The organism is Apibacter raozihei, from assembly GCF_004014855.1.
Classification (GTDB): Bacteria; Bacteroidota; Bacteroidia; order Flavobacteriales; family Weeksellaceae; genus Apibacter; species Apibacter raozihei.
This window is the reverse complement of record NZ_CP034930.1, coordinates 2,806,376-2,833,253: the sequence shown is the minus strand read 5'-3', so window position 1 is coordinate 2,833,253 and position 26,878 is coordinate 2,806,376. Positions and strand designations below refer to the sequence as shown.

The 26,878-nt window shown below is 33.3% G+C and carries 26 protein-coding genes; 21 read left to right on the top strand and 5 right to left on the bottom strand.

Features of this window, described 5'->3' with window-relative positions:
* Positions 1-4: 4 nt before the first annotated feature.
* Complete coding sequence (locus EOV51_RS12550) at positions 5-1,777, bottom strand: type VI secretion system Vgr family protein (protein ID WP_228427790.1); 1,773 nt, start codon at positions 1,775-1,777, stop codon at positions 5-7.
* On the opposite strand from EOV51_RS12550, the gene EOV51_RS14835 reads away from it, so the two are divergent.
* Together EOV51_RS14835 and EOV51_RS12545 are read left to right on the top strand one after the other, a co-directional pair.
* A complete protein-coding gene (locus EOV51_RS14835) occupies positions 1,715-1,873 on the top strand; it encodes a hypothetical protein (protein ID WP_228427802.1) in 159 nt (52 codons plus the stop codon). The genes EOV51_RS12550 and EOV51_RS14835 overlap by 63 nt on opposite strands.
* Before the next feature lie 388 nt (positions 1,874-2,261).
* Positions 2,262-2,624, top strand: a complete 363-nt coding sequence (locus EOV51_RS12545; RefSeq protein WP_128152874.1) for a DUF488 domain-containing protein — start codon at positions 2,262-2,264, stop codon at positions 2,622-2,624.
* Here the strand turns inward: EOV51_RS12545 and EOV51_RS12540 are convergent, their stop codons facing one another.
* The 3 genes from EOV51_RS12540 to EOV51_RS12530 are packed head-to-tail and all read right to left on the bottom strand — an operon-like array spanning position 2,625 to position 4,720.
* Positions 2,625-3,122: a hypothetical protein gene (locus tag EOV51_RS12540; RefSeq protein WP_128152873.1), complete on the bottom strand. Its 498-nt coding sequence runs from the start codon at positions 3,120-3,122 to the stop codon at positions 2,625-2,627.
* Positions 3,123-3,137: 15 nt separating this feature from the next.
* Positions 3,138-4,070: a M28 family metallopeptidase gene (locus EOV51_RS12535; RefSeq protein WP_128152872.1), complete on the bottom strand. Its 933-nt coding sequence runs from the start codon at positions 4,068-4,070 to the stop codon at positions 3,138-3,140.
* A complete protein-coding gene (locus tag EOV51_RS12530; protein ID WP_128152871.1) occupies positions 4,067-4,720 on the bottom strand; it encodes a DUF6348 family protein in 654 nt (217 codons plus the stop codon). The genes EOV51_RS12535 and EOV51_RS12530 overlap by 4 nt, the downstream gene beginning before the upstream one ends.
* A gap of 139 nt (positions 4,721-4,859) precedes the next feature.
* On the opposite strand from EOV51_RS12530, the gene pstS reads away from it, so the two are divergent.
* The 9 genes from pstS to EOV51_RS12485 all read left to right on the top strand — a co-directional run bounded on the left by pstS (position 4,860) and on the right by EOV51_RS12485 (position 15,694).
* A complete protein-coding gene (pstS, locus tag EOV51_RS12525; RefSeq protein WP_128152870.1) occupies positions 4,860-5,906 on the top strand; it encodes a phosphate ABC transporter substrate-binding protein PstS in 1,047 nt (348 codons plus the stop codon).
* 39 nt (positions 5,907-5,945) lie between these two features.
* Entirely contained in the window at positions 5,946-6,797 is an 852-nt protein-coding gene (pstC, locus tag EOV51_RS12520; RefSeq protein WP_128152869.1) for a phosphate ABC transporter permease subunit PstC, read from the top strand.
* Between the two features lie 3 nt (positions 6,798-6,800).
* A complete protein-coding gene (gene pstA, locus EOV51_RS12515) occupies positions 6,801-7,670 on the top strand; it encodes a phosphate ABC transporter permease PstA (RefSeq protein ID WP_128152868.1) in 870 nt (289 codons plus the stop codon).
* On the top strand, positions 7,655-8,437 hold the full coding sequence (pstB, locus tag EOV51_RS12510) for a phosphate ABC transporter ATP-binding protein PstB (protein WP_128152867.1): 783 nt from the start codon (positions 7,655-7,657) through the stop codon (positions 8,435-8,437). The genes pstA and pstB overlap by 16 nt, the downstream gene beginning before the upstream one ends.
* A 20-nt stretch (positions 8,438-8,457) precedes the next feature.
* Positions 8,458-9,135 (top strand): phosphate signaling complex PhoU family protein, encoded by a 678-nt coding sequence (locus EOV51_RS12505; protein WP_128152866.1) that lies wholly within the window; start codon positions 8,458-8,460, stop codon positions 9,133-9,135.
* Positions 9,136-9,150: 15 nt separating this feature from the next.
* Entirely contained in the window at positions 9,151-9,840 is a 690-nt protein-coding gene (locus EOV51_RS12500) for a response regulator transcription factor (RefSeq protein WP_128152865.1), read from the top strand.
* Between the two features lie 32 nt (positions 9,841-9,872).
* Positions 9,873-11,600 carry a sensor histidine kinase gene (locus EOV51_RS12495; RefSeq protein ID WP_128152864.1) on the top strand — a complete coding sequence of 576 codons (1,728 nt, stop codon included), beginning with the start codon at positions 9,873-9,875 and terminating at the stop codon, positions 11,598-11,600.
* Between the two features lie 155 nt (positions 11,601-11,755).
* Positions 11,756-14,488: a TonB-dependent receptor gene (locus EOV51_RS12490; protein WP_128152863.1), complete on the top strand. Its 2,733-nt coding sequence runs from the start codon at positions 11,756-11,758 to the stop codon at positions 14,486-14,488.
* 30 nt (positions 14,489-14,518) lie between these two features.
* Positions 14,519-15,694, top strand: a complete 1,176-nt coding sequence (locus tag EOV51_RS12485) for a hypothetical protein (protein ID WP_128152862.1) — start codon at positions 14,519-14,521, stop codon at positions 15,692-15,694.
* A gap of 79 nt (positions 15,695-15,773) precedes the next feature.
* Here the strand turns inward: EOV51_RS12485 and EOV51_RS12480 are convergent, their stop codons facing one another.
* Positions 15,774-16,025: a hypothetical protein gene (locus EOV51_RS12480; protein WP_128152861.1), complete on the bottom strand. Its 252-nt coding sequence runs from the start codon at positions 16,023-16,025 to the stop codon at positions 15,774-15,776.
* A 369-nt stretch (positions 16,026-16,394) separates the two neighbouring features.
* Here EOV51_RS12480 and EOV51_RS12475 point away from each other — a divergent pair, with 369 nt between their 5' ends.
* From EOV51_RS12475 to pseH, 10 genes are read left to right on the top strand one after another with little or no spacing between them, the layout of a single operon-like run.
* The gene (locus EOV51_RS12475; protein WP_128152860.1) at positions 16,395-17,168 is read left to right on the top strand and encodes a polysaccharide biosynthesis/export family protein; all 774 of its coding nucleotides are present in this window, start codon (positions 16,395-16,397) and stop codon (positions 17,166-17,168) included.
* A gap of 8 nt (positions 17,169-17,176) precedes the next feature.
* Entirely contained in the window at positions 17,177-19,573 is a 2,397-nt protein-coding gene (locus tag EOV51_RS12470) for a GumC family protein (protein WP_128152859.1), read from the top strand.
* A 31-nt stretch (positions 19,574-19,604) separates the two neighbouring features.
* Positions 19,605-20,582: a GDP-mannose 4,6-dehydratase gene (locus EOV51_RS12465; RefSeq protein WP_128152858.1), complete on the top strand. Its 978-nt coding sequence runs from the start codon at positions 19,605-19,607 to the stop codon at positions 20,580-20,582.
* Positions 20,575-21,714 carry a LegC family aminotransferase gene (locus tag EOV51_RS12460; protein WP_128152857.1) on the top strand — a complete coding sequence of 380 codons (1,140 nt, stop codon included), beginning with the start codon at positions 20,575-20,577 and terminating at the stop codon, positions 21,712-21,714. Before EOV51_RS12465 ends, EOV51_RS12460 begins: the two co-directional genes overlap by 8 nt.
* A 37-nt stretch (positions 21,715-21,751) precedes the next feature.
* Complete coding sequence (locus EOV51_RS12455) at positions 21,752-22,462, top strand: sugar phosphate nucleotidyltransferase (RefSeq protein ID WP_128152856.1); 711 nt, start codon at positions 21,752-21,754, stop codon at positions 22,460-22,462.
* Between the two features lie 42 nt (positions 22,463-22,504).
* On the top strand, positions 22,505-23,515 hold the full coding sequence (pseB, locus tag EOV51_RS12450) for a UDP-N-acetylglucosamine 4,6-dehydratase (inverting) (protein ID WP_128152855.1): 1,011 nt from the start codon (positions 22,505-22,507) through the stop codon (positions 23,513-23,515).
* Positions 23,512-24,708: a UDP-4-amino-4,6-dideoxy-N-acetyl-beta-L-altrosamine transaminase gene (pseC, locus tag EOV51_RS12445; RefSeq protein ID WP_128152854.1), complete on the top strand. Its 1,197-nt coding sequence runs from the start codon at positions 23,512-23,514 to the stop codon at positions 24,706-24,708. Before pseB ends, pseC begins: the two co-directional genes overlap by 4 nt.
* A complete protein-coding gene (gene pseF, locus EOV51_RS12440; RefSeq protein ID WP_128152853.1) occupies positions 24,701-25,384 on the top strand; it encodes a pseudaminic acid cytidylyltransferase in 684 nt (227 codons plus the stop codon). Before pseC ends, pseF begins: the two co-directional genes overlap by 8 nt.
* Positions 25,374-26,339: a UDP-2,4-diacetamido-2,4,6-trideoxy-beta-L-altropyranose hydrolase gene (gene pseG / locus EOV51_RS12435; protein WP_128152852.1), complete on the top strand. Its 966-nt coding sequence runs from the start codon at positions 25,374-25,376 to the stop codon at positions 26,337-26,339. The genes pseF and pseG overlap by 11 nt, the downstream gene beginning before the upstream one ends.
* Positions 26,332-26,871 carry a UDP-4-amino-4,6-dideoxy-N-acetyl-beta-L-altrosamine N-acetyltransferase gene (gene pseH / locus EOV51_RS12430; RefSeq protein WP_128152851.1) on the top strand — a complete coding sequence of 180 codons (540 nt, stop codon included), beginning with the start codon at positions 26,332-26,334 and terminating at the stop codon, positions 26,869-26,871. The genes pseG and pseH overlap by 8 nt, the downstream gene beginning before the upstream one ends.
* Positions 26,872-26,878: the final 7 nt, after the last annotated feature.

The window sequence follows — 26,878 nt, the reverse complement described above, 5'->3', positions numbered from 1 at the left end:
TGTGTTAGAATAATTTGGATTTTTCACCACTGTTGTTATTAAAATTCTGGTCGGAATGAAACTGTGTTTTTCCCTCGGTGGAGGTATTTCTTTCCTGTGCGTACGATTGCGCTTCTTGGGCTCTGGAGCTAATACTTCCGGTAGCTTCTTCCTGTATATCCCCTGCAAACAGGGTATATTGCCTTCCTACGGTAGTGGCGGAGTTTTTCCCTACACTGGTGGTTTGGTCGGCTCCCACCGTGGTAATCATATTTTTACCGGCACTTAACACAATATCTTCTCCGGCACTTACCGAAAAATTCCTGGGAGCATTCATGGAGATATTTCCTTCTCCGTCCATAAACATACGGTTACCGCTGGGGTCTTCAATCAGAATGGAACCCTGTCCTTCGGCATCGTTAAATACGATTTTGGTTCCGCTACGGGTCTGTATGACTTTGAGGTCGTTTCCTTCGGTATAGTAGGCCGCTATTTCTCCTCCATTGTAAGCGGTTCCCAAGACTACCGGATATTCGGCATTGCCTCCCTGAAAGGCTACCAATACGGTTTCGCCTATCTCAGGATTCAGGTAGGTGCCTTTACCGCTTCCCGCATGGGGCTGTATGACCTGCACCCAGGGGCTCTGGCTGTTTTCGGGCTTTTGCCAGGTAAACTGTACCCGCACACGTCCCATCTTCAGCGGGTCCTGATTGTCGGTTACGGTGGCATGCTGCAAATCGGCTTTCGGAAAGGCGTTTTCTTCGTACACATCGGGTACGCTAAGGTCTTTGGGTATGCCTTTAAAACTATTGGTATAGCCTTCGCCATCGGCAAAATGATGGGTAATTTCCGTGATTTTATAGGATTCTACCGGTACTTTTCCCGATTTGAATATTTCATGGCCTGGCATCCAGGCCATCATCTTTACGACCGTGCCTACCTGTAGCTCCGGATGGTTGGTGGTGGCTTCCATATACACCAGGTTCTGCCTGTTTCTTTTTTCCCTTTCTACCGAGCGTTGCAGCTGCGAGGCATCGGCAGGATTTTGAAGGTAATGTCCCGAAGGGGATACGTTAAAGGCTGAGGCCGAGGCATTCTGGGCAAATTGCTGGAAAGGGTTTTCCGAGGCCTGCACGGATTGCGAGGAGGAATCTACGCTATAGTCTTCCGCCTGCTTGGGATCGTACACCGAGCTGCTGAACTGCTGAGGCTTGATTTCCATTTTAAGCTCATAATCGTAAATATCTTCGCCTTCGGTAAGCTCTACGATTTTTCCGCCCCAGGCGGAGAAACGGAACTGCTCGCCGGTATAGTGCAAATTTTCCCCGTACCTTTGGGAAAGCCTCCGCAAAAAGTGGTAATCGCTTTCGTTCATCTGTACGGTATAGGGAAGTTTTTCTTTGTAATTAGGATTGAGGTCAAAGTTTACCAAATCCTGCGGATAGCCGGCGGTTACTTTTTTTACAATGTCTTCGAAGCTGGAATCTTCAAAGCTGCGGCAGTGCCTTCCGTTTTCCATCAGGACAGAGGGCGATTTTCCGCGTAAAACAATATGTTTGGAGCCGTTTTGTATCCGGCTGGATATCTGGGTGATTACGCCAATAAACTGACTCATCACCCGGCCGTACTGCCGGAAGGAAAATGTGATCCTCTTACCCAGATGGCGGCGGGAGTTTTCCAGCGGATAGGCTTTGGATTCGGAAAATTCGTCGGGGTCGGCGGTAAGCTCAAACTCGTGGTGTCCGCTAAAGGACTGCTTCAGCTCCAGCTTCAGGTTGGTCTGGTTGAAATAATCCACTCCCTGTATCTGTACACTTATGCTGACCAGCGAGCTGTTGCCGTACTGGCTGTCTTTGTTTCCTCCGTAGCGGGCATAGTAGCTCCCTTTGTTTAACTGCTCTATCTCTTGTTGGGTATAAAGCTTAAAGTTTGAATATTCCTCTGAAGAATCTGTTTCTTTAAGGCGTTTGCGTGAAATTTCATCTGAATTCATAGAGATACCGTATAAGTTACAACTTTTAAACAATAATAAAGCAAAAATACGAAAAATAGTTATTAATTATATTAATAGATGGTTAAAATTATCTATATTATTAAATTTATACTACTAAAATAGTATATTTTATGTTTATTGTGTTTAATATATTAAACAAACTAAAGGTTAGGTTTACCTAGAATTTCTACCTGCAAGGTGCCTCAGGGAATGTGTGGATAGATGGTTTCCGTAAATCGAAACTTCTGGCATTTTTTTCGCAGTAAATAAATAAATAATTAGGTAACTTATGCCAGAAATTGTAGTAAAAAGGGTGTATGAGCCTTACGATCCCGAGGACGGGTACCGTATTTTGGTGGATCGTTTATGGCCCAGAGGAATAAAAAAAGAAAATTTGCCCTACGATATGTGGGCGAAAGAGGTAACTCCTTCGTCAGGGTTGCGCAAATGGTTTCATTCAGATCCGGAGCATCACTGGCCGGTTTTTGTTTCTCATTACCGGGAAGAGCTCAGTCAGTCGGATGCGGTAGAAAAACTTATGCCCCTGCTGGCTTCTCATCCCAAGATAACCTTACTGTATGCTTCTAAAAATAAAGAGCAAAACCATGCTCTGATTCTCAAGGATTTTTTAGATAAAAAAATGAAAGCGTAATCAGTTTCTGAGCTGACGGGCAAACTTATAGGCATCGGAAATATCGATGTCCTCATCGTCATGATGAGAATTGCCACGAAATTTAAATTCCAGTATCTTATCATTTTTAATATAGGTGCGGGTTTCGAGAATACGGCTGATACGAGACGAATCCGGCTCCTGGGTTTTTTCGTTTATCTCAAAAGCTTTGTCGTAATTATAAATAAAGATAAGTTTACCTGAGAAGAAAAAATATTCGGTTATGTACCTGCCTATGAAGCTGTGCGTATCGGCTACTATCTTTTTAAGTTCTCCGTTTTTAAAGTAGCCGGATAAAAGAATCCCTTTGTAATGTTTTTTAATGATTTCGTACTCCTGATCTGCATTAATTTCTTTTACCAGTCTCTTAATTTCGGAAATTTTTTTCCTCTTTTTTTGTTCTTGTGTTGCAGAAATAAAAACGAGTCCGATCAGTATAGGTATAATAATTTTTTTTAAAGGTGTTTTACGATATTTCATACGGTTTGATATTAGTTATTCATTGATTCGGGTAGGAGTGTCTACTCCGGAAATAATGGATTGCGCACTTAGGGCAATCGCTTTAACAATTTCACTCATATTGGAAAGATCCAGGGTATCGATTTCATCGTTTACCTGATGGTAGTAGGGTTCATTATCCATTTTTGAGGTGCTGATAGTGTGGGCCGGTACTCCCAGATAGGCCAGAGTGGCATTATCTGAACGGTAAAAGAGTTTTTCTTTTCTATATGGATCCGGATAAAAACTAAAAGGGGTGCCGGATAGGTTTTTTTGAAGAATTGTGCCGAAATCCGATTTTTTATAACCGGTAATAAAGGCTGAATTTTTCCCCCATTTGCTATCCGTTCCAATCATCTCAATATTAAACATAGCAGTAATTTGGTTAGGATCGTATTGCTTTGAAAAATACCGGGAACCTAGTCCACCTTCCTCTTCACCGGTAAAACAGACAAAAATAAGAGTTCTTTCGTTTTGGTTCAGTTTTTTAAAATATTCAGCAAGAAGCAGTACTGCAGCAACCCCGGAAGCATCGTCATTTGCTCCGTTGTAAATGGAATCAGTTCCCATTTGAGGGGAACGCATGCCCAAGTGATCATAATGAGCCGAAAAAATCACATATTCATTTTTTCTGGATTTACCCTCCAGTATACCTATCACATTGGTAAGCGTTCCTTGCGGATAACGTTCATAACTGAATGTTTGAAAATACGAGTCTGAGGTATAGGGAGTCAGTCCGGTTTTTTGAAAACGGGAAGCAATAAAAGCCGCGGCACTGTCAATTTCCGGAGTGAATATTTCCCGGCCTTTCATATCATCGGAAGCCAGTACTTTTATAATGGATTGTATCTTGCTAGCGGAAAACAGGGTATCTGTAGTCTGCGCCTTTCCTAAAACCGACAGGCAGACCAAAAAAAGGATTTTCTTCATATAGAGTCTTTTACATCCATCTTTTTAATTAATATGAAATTCCGAAGGCTGTAAAATTTATCGGAAGCTGTCCAGTGGATGTCTTTAAGTTTATCTCCGAGCAATGGCCAGTCTTCATTATTTTTCAGCGATTCAATCATTTTTTCGTCTTTGGAAATATTAGCATAATAAATCCTGTACCAGTTAAGATCTTCAGTAAGGGTATCGTTTTTAATCTGTTCTTCAATGGTGGAAAACAGATCCTGAGGAATATTGTAATCTCCCTTGCAGCCGAAATTACCAATGTAAACTTTCCACATTTCACCATCAATTTCCCATTCTTCAATACCTATATGCTCATGTTCGTCCACCTGCCAGAAAGCAGATAAAAAAACATGCAGAGAGTTAGCAGCAAAATTCTGGAAAGCATCCTGAGTAGCGGAAAGCTCGTCTTTACCTACTCCTGCAAAGCTTTCGTATATCACTTTTTTATCTCCTAAGAGAAGAGTGATATCCAAACGTATGCTGGCTCCGTTTTCATATTCTTTCAGATTTTGTGTAGCAGCACTCATGGCAGGCAGCTGTTCGTCAACCAAAAGCCATCCTTTGTACTCTAACGTATTCAAATCGTGAGCCTTTAATATGTTTCCTAAAATTTCCTGAGCCGTCATTTAATATATTTTTTCCAAAAATACGCATTTTCTTTGCCCTGAGTGCAAATTTTCCTTTCAAATAAATCTTAACCAAATCGCAACAAAACTGTAACAACATTGTTACGAAATACCTTTAGTATTGCATAAAAATTACATAATGAAAAAGATAATTCTTTTACTATCAGGAGCGGTTATGATGTTAACTGCCTGTAACCAAGACAAAGAAGGTAAGGCTAAGCTTTCAGGAGCAGGAGCAACCTTTCCGGCTCCTTTTTACAATATTGTTTTTAAAAATTATTCGGAACAATCGGGAAACGAAGTTACGTATGGAGCTACCGGAAGTGGAAGCGGAATACGAAGTTTGAAAGATCGTACGGTAGATTTTGGTGCTACGGACGTATTTTTATCCGATGATGAGCTTAAGGAAATGGGAGGAGAGATTGTTCATATCCCTACGGCTTTGGGTGCAGTGGTTTTATCTTACAACCTTCCGGACGTAAAAGGATTAAAACTTACCGCTGAACTTATTTCTGAAATATACAGAGGAAAAATAAAAAACTGGAATGATCCTAAAATAAAAGCCATCAATTCGGAAATCACTTTCCCTGATTTGGCAATTACTCCGGTATACCGTTCAGACGGAAGCGGAACAACCTATGTGTTTACCGACTATATGTCTAAAGCGGATGAGTTATGGAATAAAGAAATAGGAAAAGGAAAATCATTGGAATTTCCGGCAGGTATAGCGGCAAAAGGAAATCCGGGAGTTGCCGGAATCATATCAAAAACTAAAGGTTCTATCGGATATATCGGTTCTGAATATGCATTGGCACTCAACATACCTAGTGCTTCGTTAAAAAATTCTTCCGGTAAATTCGTGGAAGCTACTACTGAATCAATATCTGCGTCTGCAAATGTAGATTTACCAGCAGATACCCGCGTAATGATTACCAATTCTTCTTCAGCAGATGCATATCCTATCAGTACATTTACCTGGATCATCCTGTTTAAAGAACAATCGTATAACAACCGTACCGAAAATACCGCTAAAGCTTTAGTAGGACTTCTTGATTACGTAATCGGAGAAGAAGGTCAGAAAGTGGCGGCGAAAACTCATTATGCACCTCTTCCACAGAAAGCGGTTGAGTTAAATAAAACCAATATCAAATCTATCACTTTCAATAAAAAAGCAATTAATCCTTAATAAAACAAAAACTATCTATAACTGTCAAGTTCTGATATAATGAAAGATAGATTATTTAAAATAGTATTATTTTTAGCCTCGTTTCTCATACTGCTGTTAACTGCGGGTATTGTATACGCTCTAATCAGCCAGAGTTTACGAACATTTTCCGAAATAGGATTTTTCAAATTTCTTACTTCAGATTCCTGGAATCCTAAAACAGATAAATATGGTGCTTTATCATTTATATCAGGAACCCTTATGACCTCTGTACTGGCTTTAGCTTTCTGTGTATTGTTTTCTTTACCGGTGGCTTTGTTTAACGGGGAATATTTCCGGGGAAAAAAGATATCGACAGTAGTCAGTTCAATAGTGGATCTGCTTGCAGGTATTCCCTCCATAGTTTACGGATTATGGGGGTTTTATGTAGTTTGTCCTGTTTTGGTTGATTTAGGGTTCAGCGATACCGGTTTTGGTGTGCTGTTGGCATCTATTGTGCTGGCTATTATGATTATTCCTTATGCATCGTCTCTAAGTGCGGAATTTATTTCTATGGTTCCCAATGAACTTAAAGAAGCAGCTTACAGCCTTGGAGCCACCCGCCTGGAGGTAGTTACCCGGGTAAGTCTTCCGGCTGCCGGTTCAGGCATTCTTACTTCCTATATATTGGCATTGGGAAGAGCCTTGGGGGAAACCATGGCCGTAACTATGCTGATTGGTAATACAAATGCCATTCCTACCGGAATAACAGGTACTGGAAATACCATGGCCAGTATTATTGCCAACCAGTTCGGTGAAGCAGACGGTCTTAAATTGAGCTCGCTGATTGCGATTGGCCTGTTATTGTTTTTGATAACGGCTGTCATCAATTTTATAGCTAAATACAGTATGAAATTAATTAACAAAGCTTAAACCATGTTTACATCCAGTATAAAATACAGGGAACTGAAAAGCAAATTTTTCTTTTATATTATTTGTATTTTCTCTTTTCTGGCTATGGTTCCTTTATTTTTAATTCTTTGGGAACTTTTAAAAAAAGGATATCGGCAATTTAACCTCAGCTTATTTACCGAAACGGCTCCGACTTCTATGGATGCCATGCTGGCAAAAATGAGCGATGATTTAATTCCCGGCGGTATATTAAATGGAATTACCGGGACACTTTTAATTTTAGGTATTGCCATTGTCATATCTATTCCTATAGGGATTTTTGCAGGGGTTTACCTGGCGGAAAAACAAAACAGTTTTTTTGCTAACCTGATTCGTAATTTAACAGATTTGCTTCAGGGAATTCCCTCTATTGTTGTGGGTATTATCGTGTATATCTGGGTAGTACGTCCGATGCATTCTTATTCGGCATTAGCCGGGAGTGTGGCTCTATCCATTATGATGCTCCCTATGATTATCCGTTCTACCGAAGAAAGTATCCGGATGCTTCCCGTTACTCTTAAAGAGGCAGCACTGGCCCTGGGTGGTTCGTATGTAAATGTGGTATTTAAAGTATTAATACCCTCTGCCTTTGGAGGCTTGTTCACAGGGATATTGCTGGCTATTTCACGGGTAATGGGTGAAACGGCACCACTATTGGTTACCGCATTAGGTGCCTCTATAGTGAACTGGGATTTTACAAAACCCACCAGCTCCATACCTCTGTTAATCTGGGAATTTTATAATGATCCTAATTTATCAGACCTGGTCTGGTCTTCATCTTTATTGTTATTATTAATTATTTTGGTTATCAACCTAACAGCAAAAAGTATTTCTAAAAAATGGAAAATTCAGTAATTAATCATGATACGCCGATTCTGGAATTAAAAAATGTATGCGTTTCTTACGTTCCGGGAAAAAATGCCGTAGAAAATGTTAATGCCGTAGTGAACAAAAATACAATTACTGCAATCATGGGGCCTTCGGGATGCGGAAAAAGTACGCTTTTACGAGCCATTAACAGAATGCATGAATTATATCCCAGCATAAAAACAACCGGAGAAATTATTCTTAAAGGTGAAAATATCTTTGATATGAATCCTATGAAAGTAAGGCGAATGGCCGGAATGGTTTTTCAAAGACCTAATCCATTTCCTACGATGAGTATTCTGGAAAATGTGCTGGCGGGATATAGTTTAAACGGTATTAAACTTAAAAAATCGGAAAAAGAAGAAATTGTTGAAAAAAGTTTGCAGGATGTGGCATTGTGGGATGAAGTTAAAGACTCCATTAATAAAAGGGGAACTTTTCTATCCGGTGGCCAGCAGCAACGTTTGTGTATTGCCAGGGCACTGGCATTGAAACCGGAAGTTCTGTTGATGGATGAACCTACGTCTGCTCTGGATCCGATATCAACTAACCGTGTGGAAGAATTGGTGTTGGAACTTAAAAAAGAATATACTATATTGGTGGTTACTCACAATATGTCTCAGGCTGCCCGAATTTCCGATAATTCTATGTTCATGTATTTAGGTGAACTGGTAGAATACGATTCAACCAGACAAATGTTTACCAAGCCTAAACATAAAAGAACAGAAGATTATCTTACAGGAGTATTTAGTTAATTATAAAACAAGTTGATAGTATGCCGACAAATATAAAAATTAAACAGTTAGAAATTCTGCAAAACGATTTTGAATTGATATCCAAAACGGTATTAACTCAGATTCAGATTACCAAAAAACTTTTGGATAACCACCAGATCAATGAACTGTACGAAGAAGGACGGGAAAATGAAATTATTATTGACCGGCTGGAGATGAAAATACGTGAGGAAGTGGTATTCACGATATTTACTTTTAATCCGCTGGCGGAAGACCTTAGAAGAATTATAGCTTATCAGGATATGACTACCAATTTGGAACGAATCGGTGATATTCTTTTAAACATCATTCATTTTATCAAGGATTATAATGATAGTGCCGTTACCAATTTTTCGGAATTTAAAAAAGAGCTCAGCAAAATGCTGGAAATTGTGAGTGAAATGGTTCGGAATGCTCTGATTTCATTTACAGCTCATGACAATGTGTTGGCCTATAAAATTATTAGAGAGGATAAAAAGGTGAATACCTTATTTCATAAAATAAATAGTAACTTACAGGAAACTTTCTCCGATAAAATCCTGGCCAGAACCGATATTGAAAATCTTTTGATTATAAATTCTATTAATCAGAATCTTGAGCGTATCGGTGACGGTGCAACCAATATTGCCGAATCAGCCATTTATTTGACTGAAGGAAGAGATATAAGACATAAAAAATAACCTAGAAAGAGCATTATGGAAACTGTTCCCACTATACTGATTGTTGAAGACGAAACCGATATTCGTGAAATTTTACAGTTTAATCTGGAAAGTGAAGGTTTTAAGGTGGATTTAGCGGAATCTGCGGAAGAGGCTCTGGAAATATTTGATTCCAGTCATGAGCTGATTCTTCTGGATGTTATGATGGAAGGAATGTCCGGATATAAAATGGCCGAAAAATTAAGAAAGTCTAAAAATCAGGTACCAATTATTTTTCTTACCGCAAAAAATACGGAAAATGATATGTTAACGGGTTTTTCAATCGGAGGTGATGACTACATTACCAAACCTTTTTCAATCAAAGAGGTAGTGGCCCGGATCAAAAGTGTGCTTAAAAGATCGGATAAGCCGGTACTTGTTGAAAAGGAGAGCAATATGGTAACGATTGATGGTCTGGAAGTAAATCTTGAAACTAAACAGGTTACAATTGATAAAAACACGGTTGATTTAACTAAAACAGAATTTGAAATTCTTGTTTTCCTGCTTAAAAATGAAAATAAGATTCATTCACGTGCAGAGATACTGAATAAAGTATGGAGGAACAATGAGTTTGTACTGGAACGTACTGTGGATGTGCATATTGCCAGACTCAGAAAAAAGATTGGTAGCTATGGTAAGCTGATCGTTAACAAAACGGGATACGGATATAGTTTTTCAATGAAATAAAATATTTTAATTGTACTTAAGAACCTAATTTAATGAAATTATCTTATAAACAGCGCATATTCTTTTACTTTTTTGCCATTTTTGCCCTATTCACTATAATTCTGGTGCTTTTTGAAAGAAAAAAAGAAAAAAATTATAAAACCCAGACAATCGAAACAACATTAGAGAGTTATGCTAATGTTATTAATTCGTATATTCTTCACGAAAAGCTTCTGGAAGGAAATTCAGACAGATTACAGGAATTGTCTCAATTGTTGCCCAAGCAGATAAGAATAACGGTGATCAGTAAAAAAGGAGATGTATTGTTCGACAATGATGTACAAAACGTTAAAACACTGGAAAACCATCTCAGAAGGCCCGAAATTCAAAAAGCTATTTTTCAGGGGAAGGGATCTAATGTACGCATGTCAACTTCTACACGGGAGGAGTATATGTACTATGCTTCATCATACAACCAGTATTTTGTTCGTGTAGCACTACCTTATAATATTCAGACGGAAAAATTTTTTAAAGCCGACAATGTTTTTTTATACCTGACACTGGGTATGTTTATCATTGTTCTTTTTTTATTGAATTTTGTATCTGATCGTTTTAACGAATCTATTATTCGTTTAAAGAATTATGTTATTGATGTTAAAAATGGAAAAAGCATTCCGGAAAATGTTCATTTTCCTGATGATGATTTGGGGGAAATAGGAACGGAACTTGCGGCTATAGTTAAACAAAAAGAACAAAGCAAACAGGAGATTGAACTGGAGAGAGAAAAATTAATCCTTCACTTTCAATATGTGAATGAAGGTGTCTGTATTTTTAATCCGGATTTAAAAAGTATATATTCAAATTCGCAGTTTATTCAATATTTAAATTTTATTGTTGATGATCCGATTCTTGATGTAAGTTTACTATTTGATCATGAACTATTTTTTCCAATCAAAGCCTTTATTTTAGACGAAAATAATAAGGAAAATCATTTTTTAGTACAGATTAATAAGGGTAAAAAAGTTTTTTCATTGCAAACCATTAAGTTTGAGGACCAAAGCTTTGAAATAATTATTAAAGATATTACCAAATCGGAAAAGACGCGTTTGATTAAGCAGGAAATGTCTAATAACATCACTCACGAACTTCGTACTCCTGTGGCGAGTATACGGGCTTATCTGGAAACTCTGGAAGAACAGGATCTTCCGTTGGATAAACAAAAACAATTTATAAACCGAGCATTTTTACAATCGGTTCGCTTATCTCATTTAATTGATGATATTAGTTTAATCAGTAAAATGGAAGAGGCAGGAAATTTGTTTAAAAAAGAATTTGTAAATATATCTCAGCTAATCAATGAAGTAAGAATAAATCTGATGGATGGCTTATTGAGACATAAGATAAAACTTAAAATTTCTATTGATGAACATTTGAAGGTTAATGGGAATTATACTTTGTTGTATTCTGTTTTTCAGAATCTTATGGAAAATACAATCAATTATGGAGGAGAAAATATTGAAATTCACATCAGTAATTATATGGAAGATTCCAATTTTGTGTATTTTTCTTATTATGATACCGGAGAGGGAGTGGAAGAAAAGCATTTAAATCGTCTTTTTGAAAGGTTTTACCGTGTTAATGAAGGGAGAACCCGTAATAGCGGGGGAACAGGATTGGGACTTTCTATAGTTAAGAATGCAATATTGTTGCATAACGGTGAAATTCACGTTAAAAAGCATAATCATGGAGGTTTGGAATTCTTATTCACATTGAAAAAGTAATTTTTTATTTGTTAAATTTATATTTTAAAAGGCTGTGTTTCACAGTCTTTTGTTTTTTAGTCAAAAAAATAGTATCTTATTTTTTGTAACTAAATCTTTATCTTTTTGTAATGACTAATTAATATAGTACGTATTTCTTTGCATAAAAATTTACGATGCAGAAGACAAAACCCATTCTTTCTTTTCTATTAATTATTTATTCAGTTTTTTTATATTCTCAACAAGGTGTACGTGGTAAAGTAACAGATAATACGAATCGTGCAGTTACCGATTGCAATATTTTTGTTCAGGGAACGGATTATTTTACACAAGTAGATGCTTCTGGTAATTATCAGCTGGAAATAGAGCCTGGAGAATATACACTGGAGTTTACATCTTCTACATTTAAAGAAATAACGGAGAGAGTTACTGTTACTAAAGAACAATATACAATTCTTCCAGTAAAATTGGTTCAGGAAAGTCAGGAAAAAGTTCTTCAAAAAGTAGTGGTTACCGGTCAATCAGCATTAAATACGGAAACAGGTTTGGTTTCATTGCAAAAAAAGTCCGTTGAAATTACTGAGAATGTATCTTCTGCACAACTTAGCAAGCAAGGAGTTGGCGATGTTGCTTCTGCTGTGGCTAAAGCAACTGGTACGTTTAAACAGGAGGGCACAGGAACTATTTTTATCAGAGGGTTGGGAGACAGATATAATTCAACAACTTTAAACGGTCTTCCGATTCCCTCCGACAATCCGGATATGAAAAACATTGATTTGTCTATTTTTAAGACAGGTATTGTTGAATACATTAGTTTAGAAAAGGTTTTTTCATCACCCATGTTTGGAGACGTAGCTGGCGCTAATATCAATATTGTCTCTAAAGAGCCTAAAGCAAAAGGTTATGTAAAATTAGGACTGAACTCCGGAGTGAATACTCAGGCTATAGCTCAGGATAAATTCTGGCAAAAAGACGGAACTAATTTCTGGGGTTTTAAGAATACCCATATACCTTCTCAGGCTCTATCCGGTTATAATTTCTCAACTTCATGGAATTGGAAGAATATTAGAAATCCATTTGATTCAGGATTAAATCTGGAGGCAGGAAAAAGCTTTTCTTTAGGCTCGGAAGGTAAGTTATCTTTATCTGCAACTTTATCTTTTGATAATGATTATGTGTATAGTAAAGGTATAGAAAAAACCTTAAATGCCCAGGGAAATGCACTTAAAGATTTAACTTCCGAAAAGTATGAATATTCAACCAATACGACCGGTATGGCCAATATCATATATAAAATCAATCAAAGAAATAAAATCAGTTACCATTCATTATTTGTAAACTCTTCGGATCAGACCAACCGAGTTATGAAAGGGTATATTAAAGATCTGGCAGAAGATGCAACGGGAGTTATACGGAGAGCAGAATATAAATTATCGTCTTTATGGGTAAACCAATTGCTGGGTAGTCATAAATTTAAAGATAGAGTAGAGGCTGACTGGAATGTTGCATACAATATATTAGATAGTAAAAATCCGGACAGACAGCAAACAACAACGAAAACATCTGAATTATCAGGAAATTCCATTTTTATCAGTAATTCAGATTCAGATCAGAATCGATATTTTGACAAGCTTAAAGATAATGAATTCACAGGCGGGGCATCACTTTATTATTTTTTTGGAAGTGATAGAGAAAATAAAATAAGTCTGGGATATCAGGGAAAAAGCAAGGAAAGAAAATTTGAAGCTACTCAAATTAATTTTAAAATTCCTACCATGGAAATGTTTGCTGATGTGAATAATTTTGATTCTTTTTTTAATCAGTCGGGATTTGAGTCCGGTTCTTTTATCATGAGAACATTCAGAGGAAATATATTTACCCCGGGAGCATTAAATCCCAGTGAATTCAAAGGAACACAGATCACTCATGCAGGATTTGTTAACATTATTTATAAACTTTCAGATAGATTCACGGTTCAGGCAGGTGCAAGAGCTGAGAATGTTAATCAAAAGATTAACTGGGATACCAACTTAAGTGTGAGTACTGAAGATATGAAGCTCGAAAAGACCAAATTCCTGCCTTCTTTAAACTTAAAATACTCATTAACTCCCAATCATAATTTACGTATGGCTTTTTCGAAAACATATACTATGCCTCAGTTTATAGAGGTGGCACCATTTTATTATGAAGATGTGACTGAAATACGAATGGGAAATCCGTATTTATATCCATCGGATAATTATAATTTTGATTTGAAATGGGAACTTTTTCCTAAATCGGGAGAGGTGCTATCTTTAACTGCATTTGGAAAATATATTAAAAATCCAATAGCTAAGCTAACCTTATCATCTTCAGCTAATGAGATATCATACGCCAACGTAGGCGATAATGCCTATGTTTATGGAGCAGAGATAGAAATTCGAAAGGATCTTATAAAATTTTCAACAGGTAAAATATATAGTTTTCTAAATGCTACTGTAATGAAAACCCAATCTGATCTGAATTCGGGAAAAATTGAAAGGGAAACAAACGGTTTTATTAATGCATCTTTTGATAAAAAAAAGGATGATTTACAGGGTGCAGCTAATTTTTTAGCTAATGTTAATCTGGGATATAACCAGCAAATGGGAAGAATGTCTATGGATATGGTTATTTCTTATGCTTATGTAGGAAGTAACATTTATGCCTTAAGCTATAATCTTACAGGAAATCTTGTTGAACAGGAGCTGCATTTACTGGACGCTACTCTTAAATTTAATTTATCTAAAGATACTTCCTTAGGATTTACAGCTAAAAATCTGTTAAATCCTAAATATGAAAGAAAACAAAAAACCATTGCCGGAGATATAACTCAGAGATCATATGATAAAGGACGATATTTCGGATTAAGTTTATCACAACAATTTTAAGCTAATTAAATAAAAATAAATCAAAACATTATGGCAAGTAAAACTATTATCAAATTTTTATTGGGTTTAGGAGCAGTTTCGTCAACAATTATATCATGCGGGAGCGATGATAGTAAAAATGAAAACATTGCTACTCCACAATTGGTGACTATAGACCCATCTAATTTTAAAGGAGAACTAAAGTCCGGACAACAAGCAAAATTAGATCCATCTAAAGTTTATAAGCTGACCGGAGGATTTACGATAAGAGATGGTGCGTCTTTGGAAATACCAGCGGGTACTCGAATTGAAGCAACCGGAGGAACTTCTTCCTACCTGGCTGTTGCTCAGGGGGGTAAAATTTTTGTTAACGGAACGGCCTCTGCACCGGTAGTCTTTACTTCAGGTAATACGACTCCGGCAGGTGGTGACTGGGGAGGTCTGGTTTTATGTGGTAGAGCTCCTATCAATGTAGGTAATGGAACAGCAACTTCTGAGGTAGCTTCTTTGACATACGGAGGAACCAGTGTTAGTGATAACTCAGGCTCTATTAAATATTGCCGAATTGAATATTCGGGAGCTGCTTTTAATTCAGAAAAGGAATTTAATGGCTTATCTTTATTTGGAGTAGGTAACGGAACAACCATTGATTATGTACAAATCTATCAGGGAAATGATGACGGTATTGAATTTTTTGGTGGAACTGTTAATGCTTATCATATTGTTTCTAATGGTAATGAGGATGATGCTTTTGATTATACGGAAGGATGGACAGGTACCAGTGAATATATATATACGACCCGAAGAACCGATGGTACGGGTAATCGTGGAGTAGAAGCTGATAACAGTCAGGTTAATGAACTAGCGGCTCCCGTTTCAAATCCTACAATTAAAAATGCTACATTTATAGGGGCAACAGCAGGAAGTGAATCGCAAGCTTTAAAACTCAGATACGGTACTAAAGGAAGTTTCGAGAATATCGTTGTATCCGGATTTTCAACCGGAGTGGATATCGAACATGATTCTACTTTGGACAATGTAGCCACTGGCTCATTAAAAATAACCAAAATAAAATTTGATAATATTACAACAGAGTCCAGTGGAAAAAAATCAGACAAAACTGTAGTAAATGTTACGAATGCATATACTGTTGATAATACAGCAACCGGAGCCGGAAATGGAACAGCTATTCCTACCTGGGCGCAAGGATGGACAGCAAATTTATAATTTTCATAATACATACATTAATTCAAAAACATTAAAAGCGGTAATTTATTACCGCTTTTAATGTTTTTCGTACTAAAATTTATCTGTTAATTCTATTTTCAATATTTTCAATTTCTTTTAAAAGAATCATGTCCAATTCATTTATTCTGTCTCTTACTTCATCCAATTTACCAAGCCTTAAATAATAAGTGATTAGAAATTCAATATATTTTCTTGTTTCGGAAACATAAATTTGAAGTTGAATATCATTTTTTACAGTTTTAGAAAATTCATATATAGCTTTTATAAATACTTCGAATTCATCATCTAAATTATTATTATAATTATTCATAAAATAGTTTTTTTAATTTTTGTCAAAATTATAGAAGGTTAACCATATATGGTGACAATAATTATACCATATTAGGTTTATTGTTATTATTTTGATAATACTCAAATTTAAAAAAACTATGATTTTTTTAATGTTATAATATATTATTTATCATTAAAATCTAGTTAGTTTTGTCTTATACATAAAAATACATTATTTTTGCCGTTACTTAATAGTTTAATACTAATTAATGAATTTATTAAATAGCACCCCTGTTATAACTGATCAAACATATATAAGAAGTTATAAACTTTTTGTAGATTTTTTTTTAAAAAAAAAATCTACATTCTTTGATATATTTACTAAAGTTAACAACTTAAATTATAAAAAATGAAAAAAAGTAACTTCTATTATATTGTTATTTTGTCTTTGTTTATTTTATCATCTTGTGCTTCCAAAAAAGAAATGTATTATTTTCAGGGAGATGAAATTTTGTTAAAAGATGTATATAAATATACACCTACTTTAAAACCGGATGATTTACTCGTGATTACAGTTTCTGCTTTGGATTTGGAATCAACATTACCATTCAATCAACAAAATGCGTATAATTATAATAATGTGACCGAAAGTGTTACAACAACAAATCCTAGACTAAAAACCTACTTGATAGATGAAAATGGAGATATAGATTTTCCTGTATTAGGGAAATTAAAATTAGGAGGATTAACTAGAAATGAGGCTATGGATTTTATGAGAAATAAATTATCTAAGTACATAAAAGATCCATCAGTCAATATTTCTATAACAAACTTCAGAATAACTGTTTTGGGAGAAGTTACCAAGCCAGGAACTTATACATTAGCCAATGAAAAAATTACTATTTTAGAAGCTTTAGGGTTAGCTGGAGATTTAACTATTTATGGAAAAAGAAAGGATATTATAGTTGTAAGAGAGATTGATGGTAACAAAACATTTACACATGTCGATTTAACATCTAAAGATATATTTCGATCTCCAGTCTATTATTTGTCACAAAATGATGTGGTGTATGTTCATCCCAACAGTGCAAAAAGGACATCTTCTGCTTATAGTGCAACAACATCAGTTTTTGTTTCATTGGCAGGTGTAATAATTTCAGTGATTTCCGTACTTACCCGTTAATAAAATTTATGAAAGACTCTAACACAGAATATCCAGAAGAAAGTAATATTGATATCAAAGAGGTTTTATATCAATATCTTATATATTGGAAATGGTTTGTCGTATCTATAGTATTAATGTTGTCAATATCATTTGTTTATCTGAAATTAACCCCAAAAAAATACAGATCAGAAGCCAAGATACTGTTAAATTTAGATTCAGATAAAGGTTCGTCTTTATTAGGATTGCAAGATTTAACTGCTCTTACCGGATCAAATGGTTCAAAAATAGAAGATCAGATAGAGGTGCTTAAATCCAGACGGCTAATGACAAAAGTTATAGATTCTTTGGACTTAAATGTACATTATTATCAGAGAAATAGCTTAATAACTAATGAAATTTACAAAGAAGAATCACCAGTCACAGTACATTTTTTAGATTCTAAATCTAAATATTTGGTAGATTCATTGTATTCTTTCAAAATTAAAGTTAAAGATGCAAAAACTTTTACCTACGAAGTAAATGATTTATCAGATGAAAAAACGGCTTCATTTGATAAGCCTATAAAATTTTCATTTGGACACATTATTTTCCAGTATAATCCTTTGTTAAAAGATGCAGTTGAGAAAAATAATAAGTTAAGAATATCTATTTTCCCCATGAACTCAACAGCTTTACATTACATTGGTCAAATCAATGTTAAAGCTAATACCAAAAATGGTAATATAGTTAACTTGGAAATGGAAAATATACTTCCTAACAATTCAAATAAAATTATTGATTTGTTGGTTTCTCAGTATGAAAAAGATATTATTGAAGATAAAAATAAAGTTGGTATAAATACTATAACTTTTATTAATGATCGATTGGATTTAATCTCCAAAGATTTAAGTACAACGGATCAAAGTATGGAAAAGTTTAAATCCAAAAAAGCTATTACAGATATTGTTACAGAAGGCCAAATATCTGTTCAGCAATCTTCTAAAATTGACGATCAGCTAAAACAATATCTAATTCAGTTGAGTCTGGTTAACTATATGGATAACTTTATTAGAAATAATAGAAAGTCTTTGGTACCTAGTAATATTGGATTGACTGATCCTTCAATTGCACAAGCTACACAGCAATATAATCAATTAGTACTGGAAAGAGATAATCTTTTAAAAAGTTCAACAGAAGAAAATCCTATAATTGTAAATTTGGATAGCAGGTTAAAAGAATTTAATAATAATTTAATATCAAGTCTTAGAAACTATAAATCAACAACAGAGTTAGCGATTGGAAATTTAAAGTCTCAATTAGGAGAAGTAAAAGGAAGTATTTCTGAATTACCTTCAAAAGAACGTGGATTTAGAGATATAGCCAGAAAACAACAGACAATAGAAGCTTTATATCTTCTATTGTTACAAAAAAGGGAAGAAACTGAAATATCAACTGCTTCTACTCCAAATGTAGTAAAAGTGGTCGATAAATCTTTTTATACAGACAGAGCTGTTTCACCTAAAAAAAATTTAGTTATATTATTTAGCTTAGTTTTTGGGGTGCTTATACCTGTGGTTATACTTTATATTAGATTCATATTAGATAATAAAGTTAAATTTAAGAAAGATATTGAGAAGGTAATTACTAATATTCCTATAAGTGGATATATACCTCATTCTAAAGATGAGCTGATTGATATTAATAGTGCAAACTCACCATCTGCAGAAGCTTTTAGAGTATTAAGAACTGACATTAATTTTTTACTTCCAGGAGATAAAAATAATTCAAAATGTATTTACATAACCTCTACTATTAGTGGAGAGGGTAAAACCTATGTAGCTGTAAATTTAGCTTATACGTTAGCATTAACAAATAAAAAAGTACTAATTATAGAAGCAGACATAAGAAAGCCTAAGGTCAGAGAATATTTGAAAATTAAAGAAAACCCTAACGGTATAACTGAATATTTATCTGAAAATATATCTAATCTTAATGATAATATAATTATTGCAAAATATCCTCAAAGTGAATCTATTAAAATTGATATATTTCCCTCAGGAAGAAAGGCTCCTAATCCTTCTGAATTATTTATGAATGGACGTTTCAAAGATATTGTAGATTACGGACTTGAAAATTATGATTTTGTCATTGTTGATACAGCTCCTGTTAGTGCAGTAACTGATACTTTACTAATTAATGATTACGCTAATCTGTTGCTTTATGTTGTAAGATCCAATTATTTAGATAAAAAATTACTCGAAATACCAGAACAACTATATAAAGATAAAAAGCTCAAAAATCATAAAACGGCTATACTCATTAATGATGTTGATATGAAAAATGGATTTAATTATGGATATGGATATGGGTATGGATATAGCGATCAGGATAAAGACATTGTCTGGTATAAAAAAATATTTAATTTTAAAAATAAGAGTCGCTAATTAATATTTTTTACTACTATATACTATCTCAATGCAAAAAATATTAGTAACAGGAGCAGATGGTTTTATTGGTTCTCATTTAACTCAAAGTTTGTTAGATGAAGGATATATTGTTGTTGCTTTATCTTATTATAATTCCTTTAATTATAGCGGATGGCTGGAACATATAGTACATCCTAATTTAACAATCATTAGCGGTGATATAAGAGATCCTAATTTTTGTAGAAATATAATGGTAGGAATTGATACAGTTTTTCATTTAGCGGCATTAATCGGAATACCGTATTCCTATATATCTCCGGATAATTATGTAGATGTAAATATTAAAGGTACGTTGAATATTTGTCAGGCTGCCAAAGAAACAGGAGTGAATCGACTGTTAGTAACATCTACCTCAGAAGTATATGGCTCGGCTAAATATGTACCTATTGATGAAAATCACCCTAAACAGCCTCAATCTCCATATTCCGCTTCTAAAATAGGGGCAGATTCTTTGGCATTAAGTTTTTATTATTCGTATGACCTTCCTGTAACTGTTGTTAGACCTTTTAACGTATATGGTCCGAGACAATCAACCAGAGCCATAATTCCTACAATAATTACTCAAATCGCATATGGTAAAAGTAACATTCAATTAGGGGATTTATCTACAAGTCGTGATTTTAACTATGTAAAAGATACGTGTAAAGGATTTATACAATTAGCTAAATGTAATGAGGCCATAGGTCAAGAGGTTAATATTTCCAGTAATACTGAAATAGTTATTAAAGATATAGTTTATTTGATTAGTACTATTATGGATTATAAAGGAACGATAACTGAAGATACTGAAAGATTAAGACCTAAAAACTCTGAAGTATTAAGGTTAAAGGGCGATAATGGAAAAATACATTCATTGACAGGTTACACACCTGAATATGATATTCAATCAGGTATAAAAAAAACAATAGAATGGTTTTCCGATAAAAATAATTTAAAAATGTTCAATCCATATATTTATAATGTTTGAAAGTTTTAAATATTTTATTAGAAAACTGTATGATTCAGATCAGTTTATACCTTTGCATCAGCCTGTTTTTTTTGGAAATGAAAAAAAATATATAATTGATTGTGTTGACTCTACTTTCGTATCTTCAGTAGGTAAATATGTAGATTTATTTGAAACAAAAATTAAAGAATATACGGGTTCTAATGAAGCTGTAGCATGTGTTAATGGGACAAGTGCCCTGCATTTAGCTTTAATTGTGGCAGGAGTTGAAAAAAATGATGAAGTACTAACTCAAGCATTAACTTTTGTCGCGGGTGTAAATGCCATTAAATATGTAAATGCAGATCCAGTATTTATAGATATTGATAAAGATACTTTAGGAATGTCTCCATTAAAACTGGAAGACTGGCTTTCAAAAAATACCTTATTTAAAAACAAAGTTTGCTATAATAAAAATTCAGGAAAGCGAATCAAAGCTTGTATCCCTATGCATACATTTGGGCATCCGGTTAAAATTGATGATATATATGATATTTGTAAGTTTTATAATATTGAGCTAATTGAGGATGCGGCAGAAAGTATTGGAAGTTTTTATAAGGGTAAACATACCGGAACTTTTGCAGAAATTGGAGTGATAAGCTTTAACGGAAATAAAACTATAACTACCGGAGGTGGCGGAATTCTCTTGCTTAAGAATTCTGCATTAAGTAAATATGCAAAACATATGAGTACTCAGGCTAAAGTTTACCATCAGTGGAATTTTGAACACGATTCTATCGGATATAATTATAGATTACCAAGTATAAATGCAGCTCTGGGATGTGCACAAATGGAAAACCTGGATAAAATTGTTTCTTATCAAAGACAGCTTGCTAATAAATATAAAGATTTTTGTAAACAAAATAATATTAATTTTGTAATTGAACCTAATAATAGTAAATCAAATTATTGGTTAAATGCATTTATTTTAAATAATATAAAGGAAAAAGATGATTTTCTTAAGTTTACAAATTCAGCCGGAATCATGACAAGATCAATATGGAAACCGATAAATCAGCTTGATATTTATAAAAATTGCCAATCAGGAGAATTGATCAATACTCTATGGGCATACGAAAGAATTGTTAACGTTCCTAGTAGTATTAAAATTTAAAATATATTGATCTAAAAAAAGATAAGATTATAATATAGTGAGTGTAAAAAAGAATGATAAAATTTTAAATATACCTGTTATTATTATGGCAGGAGGTGAAGGTTTACGTTTAAAACCTTTAACTAATATTTTACCTAAGCCTTTATTACCTTATGGAGATTCTACAATAATCGAAAATATTATGAATCGATTTATAAAATTTAATTGTAGGGAATTTTACTTATCAGTAAACTATAAAGCTGAGATAATTGAATTTTACTTTAGTAACCTAAAAAATAAAAATTATTTGATACATTTTGTATTTGAGAAGAAGCCTTTAGGTACTGCGGGAAGTTTGTCTTTGTTAAAAAATCAATTTAAAACATCCATATTTGTTACCAATTGTGATGTATTGATAGATGAAGATTACTCTGAAATTTACAAATTTCATAAAAATAAAAACTATGAGTTGACAATAATTGCTACATCCAAATCAAATATTATTCCTTACGGAGTAGTTAATCTTGATTCAAATGGTAATTTTGCAAATATTATTGAAAAACCCCACACAACATATATAATTAATTGTGGAATGTATATTCTGGAACCTCATTTATTGAATGAGATACCTGATAATATGTTTTATCACATTACAGAATTAATTCAAAATATAAAAAATCGTAAAGGTAAAATAGGTGTTTTTTTAATTGATGAAAAAAACTGGATTGATGCCGGAAACATTGAAAATTTAGACTTTTTAAAAGTTTAAACCCTTGAACAATACGCGATAATAAAAACTAAAATAATAGTTATGCTAAATAATAAATCTATATTAATTACAGGAGGAACCGGATCATTAGGAAAAAAACTTACTGAAAGAATTTTTAAACAATATCCGAATGTTAAAAGACTGGTGATATTTTCGAGAGATGAACAGAAACAATTTCAAATGGCTCAGGAATATAGTGATTCCAAATATTCAGCCATACGATTTTTTATAGGAGATGTTAGAGATAGAGAAAGATTAGTAAGAGCAATGAATGGGGTAGATTACGTTATACATGCAGCAGCTATGAAACATGTCCCAATCGCAGAATATAATCCGGATGAATGCGTAAAAACTAATATAGGTGGTGCTGAAAATGTTATATATGCGTGTTTAGAAACTGGAGTTCAAAAAGTAGTAGCATTATCAACAGACAAAGCCTGTGCACCTATAAACCTATATGGAGCAACTAAACTTACTTCAGACAAATTATTTGTTGCTGCTAATAATATTAAAGGTACTAAAAATATTAAATTTTCTGTTGTACGCTATGGAAATGTAATGGGTTCTAATGGCTCTGTAATACCATTTTTTTTGAATAAACGAAAAGAAGGTTTTTTACCTATTACAGATGAAAATATGACAAGATTTAATATATCATTAGATCAAGGAGTTGATATGGTCTTACATGCATTAGAACATGCTTGGGGAGGTGAAATTTTCGTACCCAAAATTCCATCTTATAGAATAACTGATGTGGCAAAAGCTATAGCTCCTGATATTGAACACAGAACTATTGGTATAAGGCCAGGAGAGAAAGTACATGAAGAAATGATTACCTCTTCAGACTCGTTTTATACCTATGATTTAGGGAAATATTATACTATTTTACCAAGTGTTCCTAATTGGAATTTAAATGATTTTATTTTAGCATTTAAAGCGGTAAAAGTAGCTGATGGTTTTAACTATAATTCTGGAAATAATACAGACTGGGAAACAGTTGAAATCTTAAGAAATTTGATAAAAGAACATGTCGATTCTGATTTTGAAATATGATTACTAATATTATTCCCTATGGAAGACAGAATATTACAGAAGATGATGTTCAGGAAGTTATAACAGCTTTAAAATCAGACTATCTAACTCAAGGTCCTAAAATTTTAGAATTTGAAAAAAAATTTGCAGATTACGTAGGTAGCAAATACGCTGTAGCTGTTTCTAATGGTACTGCTGCTTTACATTTATCCGTTATGGCATTAGGAGTTAATAAAAATGACAAAGTAATAACTACGCCAATAACTTTTGCGGCATCTGCCAATTGTATTCGATATTGTGAAGGAGAAGTAGTTTTTTCTGATATTGATCCAAAAACTTATTTGTTGGACTATGATAAGGTTGAAAAGCTTGTAAAAAGTTCTCCTAAAGGAACGTATAAAGGTGTTATTCCTGTAGATTTTGCAGGCAGAGCTGTCGAATTGGAAAAATTCAGAAAACTAGCAGATGAATATGGATTATGGATTATTGAAGATGCTTGTCATGCACCTGGAGGATACTTTTCCAAAACTACCGGAAATATAGAAAAATGTGGTAATGGGTTAAATGCAGACGTAGCTATTTTTTCTTTTCACCCAGTTAAACATATAGCTTGTGGAGAGGGAGGTATGATTACAACAAATGATCTGGAAATTTACAATAAGCTATTAACTTTAAGAACTCATGGAATTACCAGAGATAGTAATTTATTTCATAATTCTTTGCAATTTGCTAATGGTGAGCAAAAAAGTGAAAATTATCCGGGATGGTATATGGAGATGCAAACCTTAGGCTATAATTATCGATTAACTGACTTTCAGTCAGCATTGGGAATCAGCCAGCTTAATAGAGCAGATAAAGGTTTGGATAAAAGAAAAAAAATAGCTGAAATTTACCATAATGCTTTCAAAGATGAAAACTATATTTTGGGTCAGTCAGGACTTGTAGAAGGCCATGCTTATCATTTATACATTTTGGAGGTTAAAAACAGATTAGGATTGTACAATTATCTTAAAGAGAATAAGATTTTTGCACAAATTCATTATATTCCCTGCCATCTAATGCCTTACTATAAATCTTTAGGTTGGAAAGAAGGAGATATGCCTTATTCGGAAAACTATTATAAAAATTGTCTAAGTATACCTATGTATCCTACACTAACGGATGAAGAACAAAACTACGTGATAGATAAAATTAAAGAATTTTTTAATGAGTAATTTGGCTATTATTCCTGCAAGAGGAGGAAGTAAACGAATTCCGAGAAAAAATATCAAAAATTTTTTAGGAAAACCAATTATTTCTTATTCTATCAGGTCTGCAATAGATAGTAATTTGTTTGACGAAATAATGGTTTCAACAGATGATAGCGAAATTGCTGAAGTTGCTCAAAAATACGGGGCTAAAGTACCTTTTATGAGATCTGAAGAAAATTCTAACGATTATTCAACTACAATGGATGTGTTGCAAGAGGTACTCGATAATTATGAATTAATAGGAAAAAAATTTGATCATGCCTGTTGTATATATCCGACCGCTCCATTAATTAAAAAAGGTGATTTAATAAAAGGATATGAAACATTACAAAAAGGTATATTCGATTCAGTTTTTCCTATAGTAGCTTTTAGTTATCCGGTTTGGAGAAGTGTGAAAATAATTGATGGAAAAACTAAAATGATTTGGCCTGAATATAGTAACTCACGTTCACAAGATTTAGACTCTGTATACCATGACGCCGGACAATGGTATTGGTTTATGGTAAAAAAATTTTCTCATACTTTATTTATGGAAAATTCAACTTCAATTATATTATCAGAATTAAGTGTACAGGATATAGACAATGAAACAGATTGGAAGCTGGCTGAACTTAAATATAAATTAAATAATGATAAGTAAGAAAGTTTATATAAGAGTGGATGGTAATACTCAAATTGGTTTAGGACATTTATTTCGATGCTTAGCTTTAGGTGAAATTTTGAAACCTTATTTTGAAGTTACTTTTTTTTGTGAAAAAATTCCTGATTTATTAATCAGTCAAATAAAAAATAAAAATTTTCATTTTTTTTTAATAAAAAACGAAAATGAATTTTTATCTAAACTTAATAGAAATGTAATAGCAGTTTTGGATAATTATTTTTTTAATACAGAATATCAAAAAAAAATTAAAAATTTTGGATCTAAACTAGTATGTATTGATGATGTTCATGATAAAGAGTTTTATTCGGATATTGTAATTAACCCATCTGAAGGTGTTTCTAAAAATGACTACTCCGTTCAACCTTATACAAAAATGTTTTTAGGATTTCAATATGCTTTATTAAGAAATGAATTTTTACAATTCTCTGGTGAAAAAAAGGCATTTCCTGATAATAATAATATATTTTTATGCTTAGGGGGAGGAGATATAAACAATATAACTTTAAAAATTTTAAAGAAACTTATCAGTTTTGAAAAAATTAATATTTGTGTTGGAGCAGCGTATCTATATTTAAATGAATTGGATGATTACGTTAAACAAAATAATTTAGAAAATAGAGTTTTAATTTATTCAAATATTAGCTCGATTGAAATAATTAAAATAATGACTGAAAGCAAAATTTCAATTTGTTCTCCGAGTACGGTAGCCTTAGAATATTTATCTGTTTGTAAGGGCAAATTATATTTAGTTAAAACAGCAGATAATCAAAAGGATTTTTATGAATATTCGATAAGAAATAATTTAGCTGACTCAATTAATAATTATTTTATAGGGAGCCATTTTGAACCCAATTATCAACTTCAAGATTATTTCTTTGATGGTAAACAGCAGGAAAGGTATTTTAATATATTTAATAATTTAATTCATGATTAATTTTAGGTTAGTTAATGAATCCGATATCGAACAAATCAGAAAATGGAGAAATTCGGATTTAATTAAAAATGTTTCTTATAATAGAGCCTATATATCTCAAGAAAATCAAAAATTATGGTTTTCCAATTTAGAAAATAATAAATCCCAAATTCATTGGATAATAACTAATAATTTGAAATCAGTAGGTTATGCATGTCTGAAAAATATAGATTACAATAATCATCGTTGTGAGTTTGCTAGCTTATACATTGGAGAAACTGAATATTTAAACTCGGGGATTGGAGCAATTGTTGAATTTAAAATTTTAAATTATATTTTTGAAGATCTGGAAATGAATAAAGTTTCATGCGAAGTCCTGAATTTTAATAAAAAAGTTATACAATTACATAAAAGATTTGGATTTATTACTGAAGGAATTTTAAAAGAGCAATACATTTTAGATAATCAATTTGAAGATGTACATATATTAGCATTATTTAAAAAAGAATGGGAAAATAAGAAGGCTTATATAGGTAAATTATTAAAAATTTAAATAATAA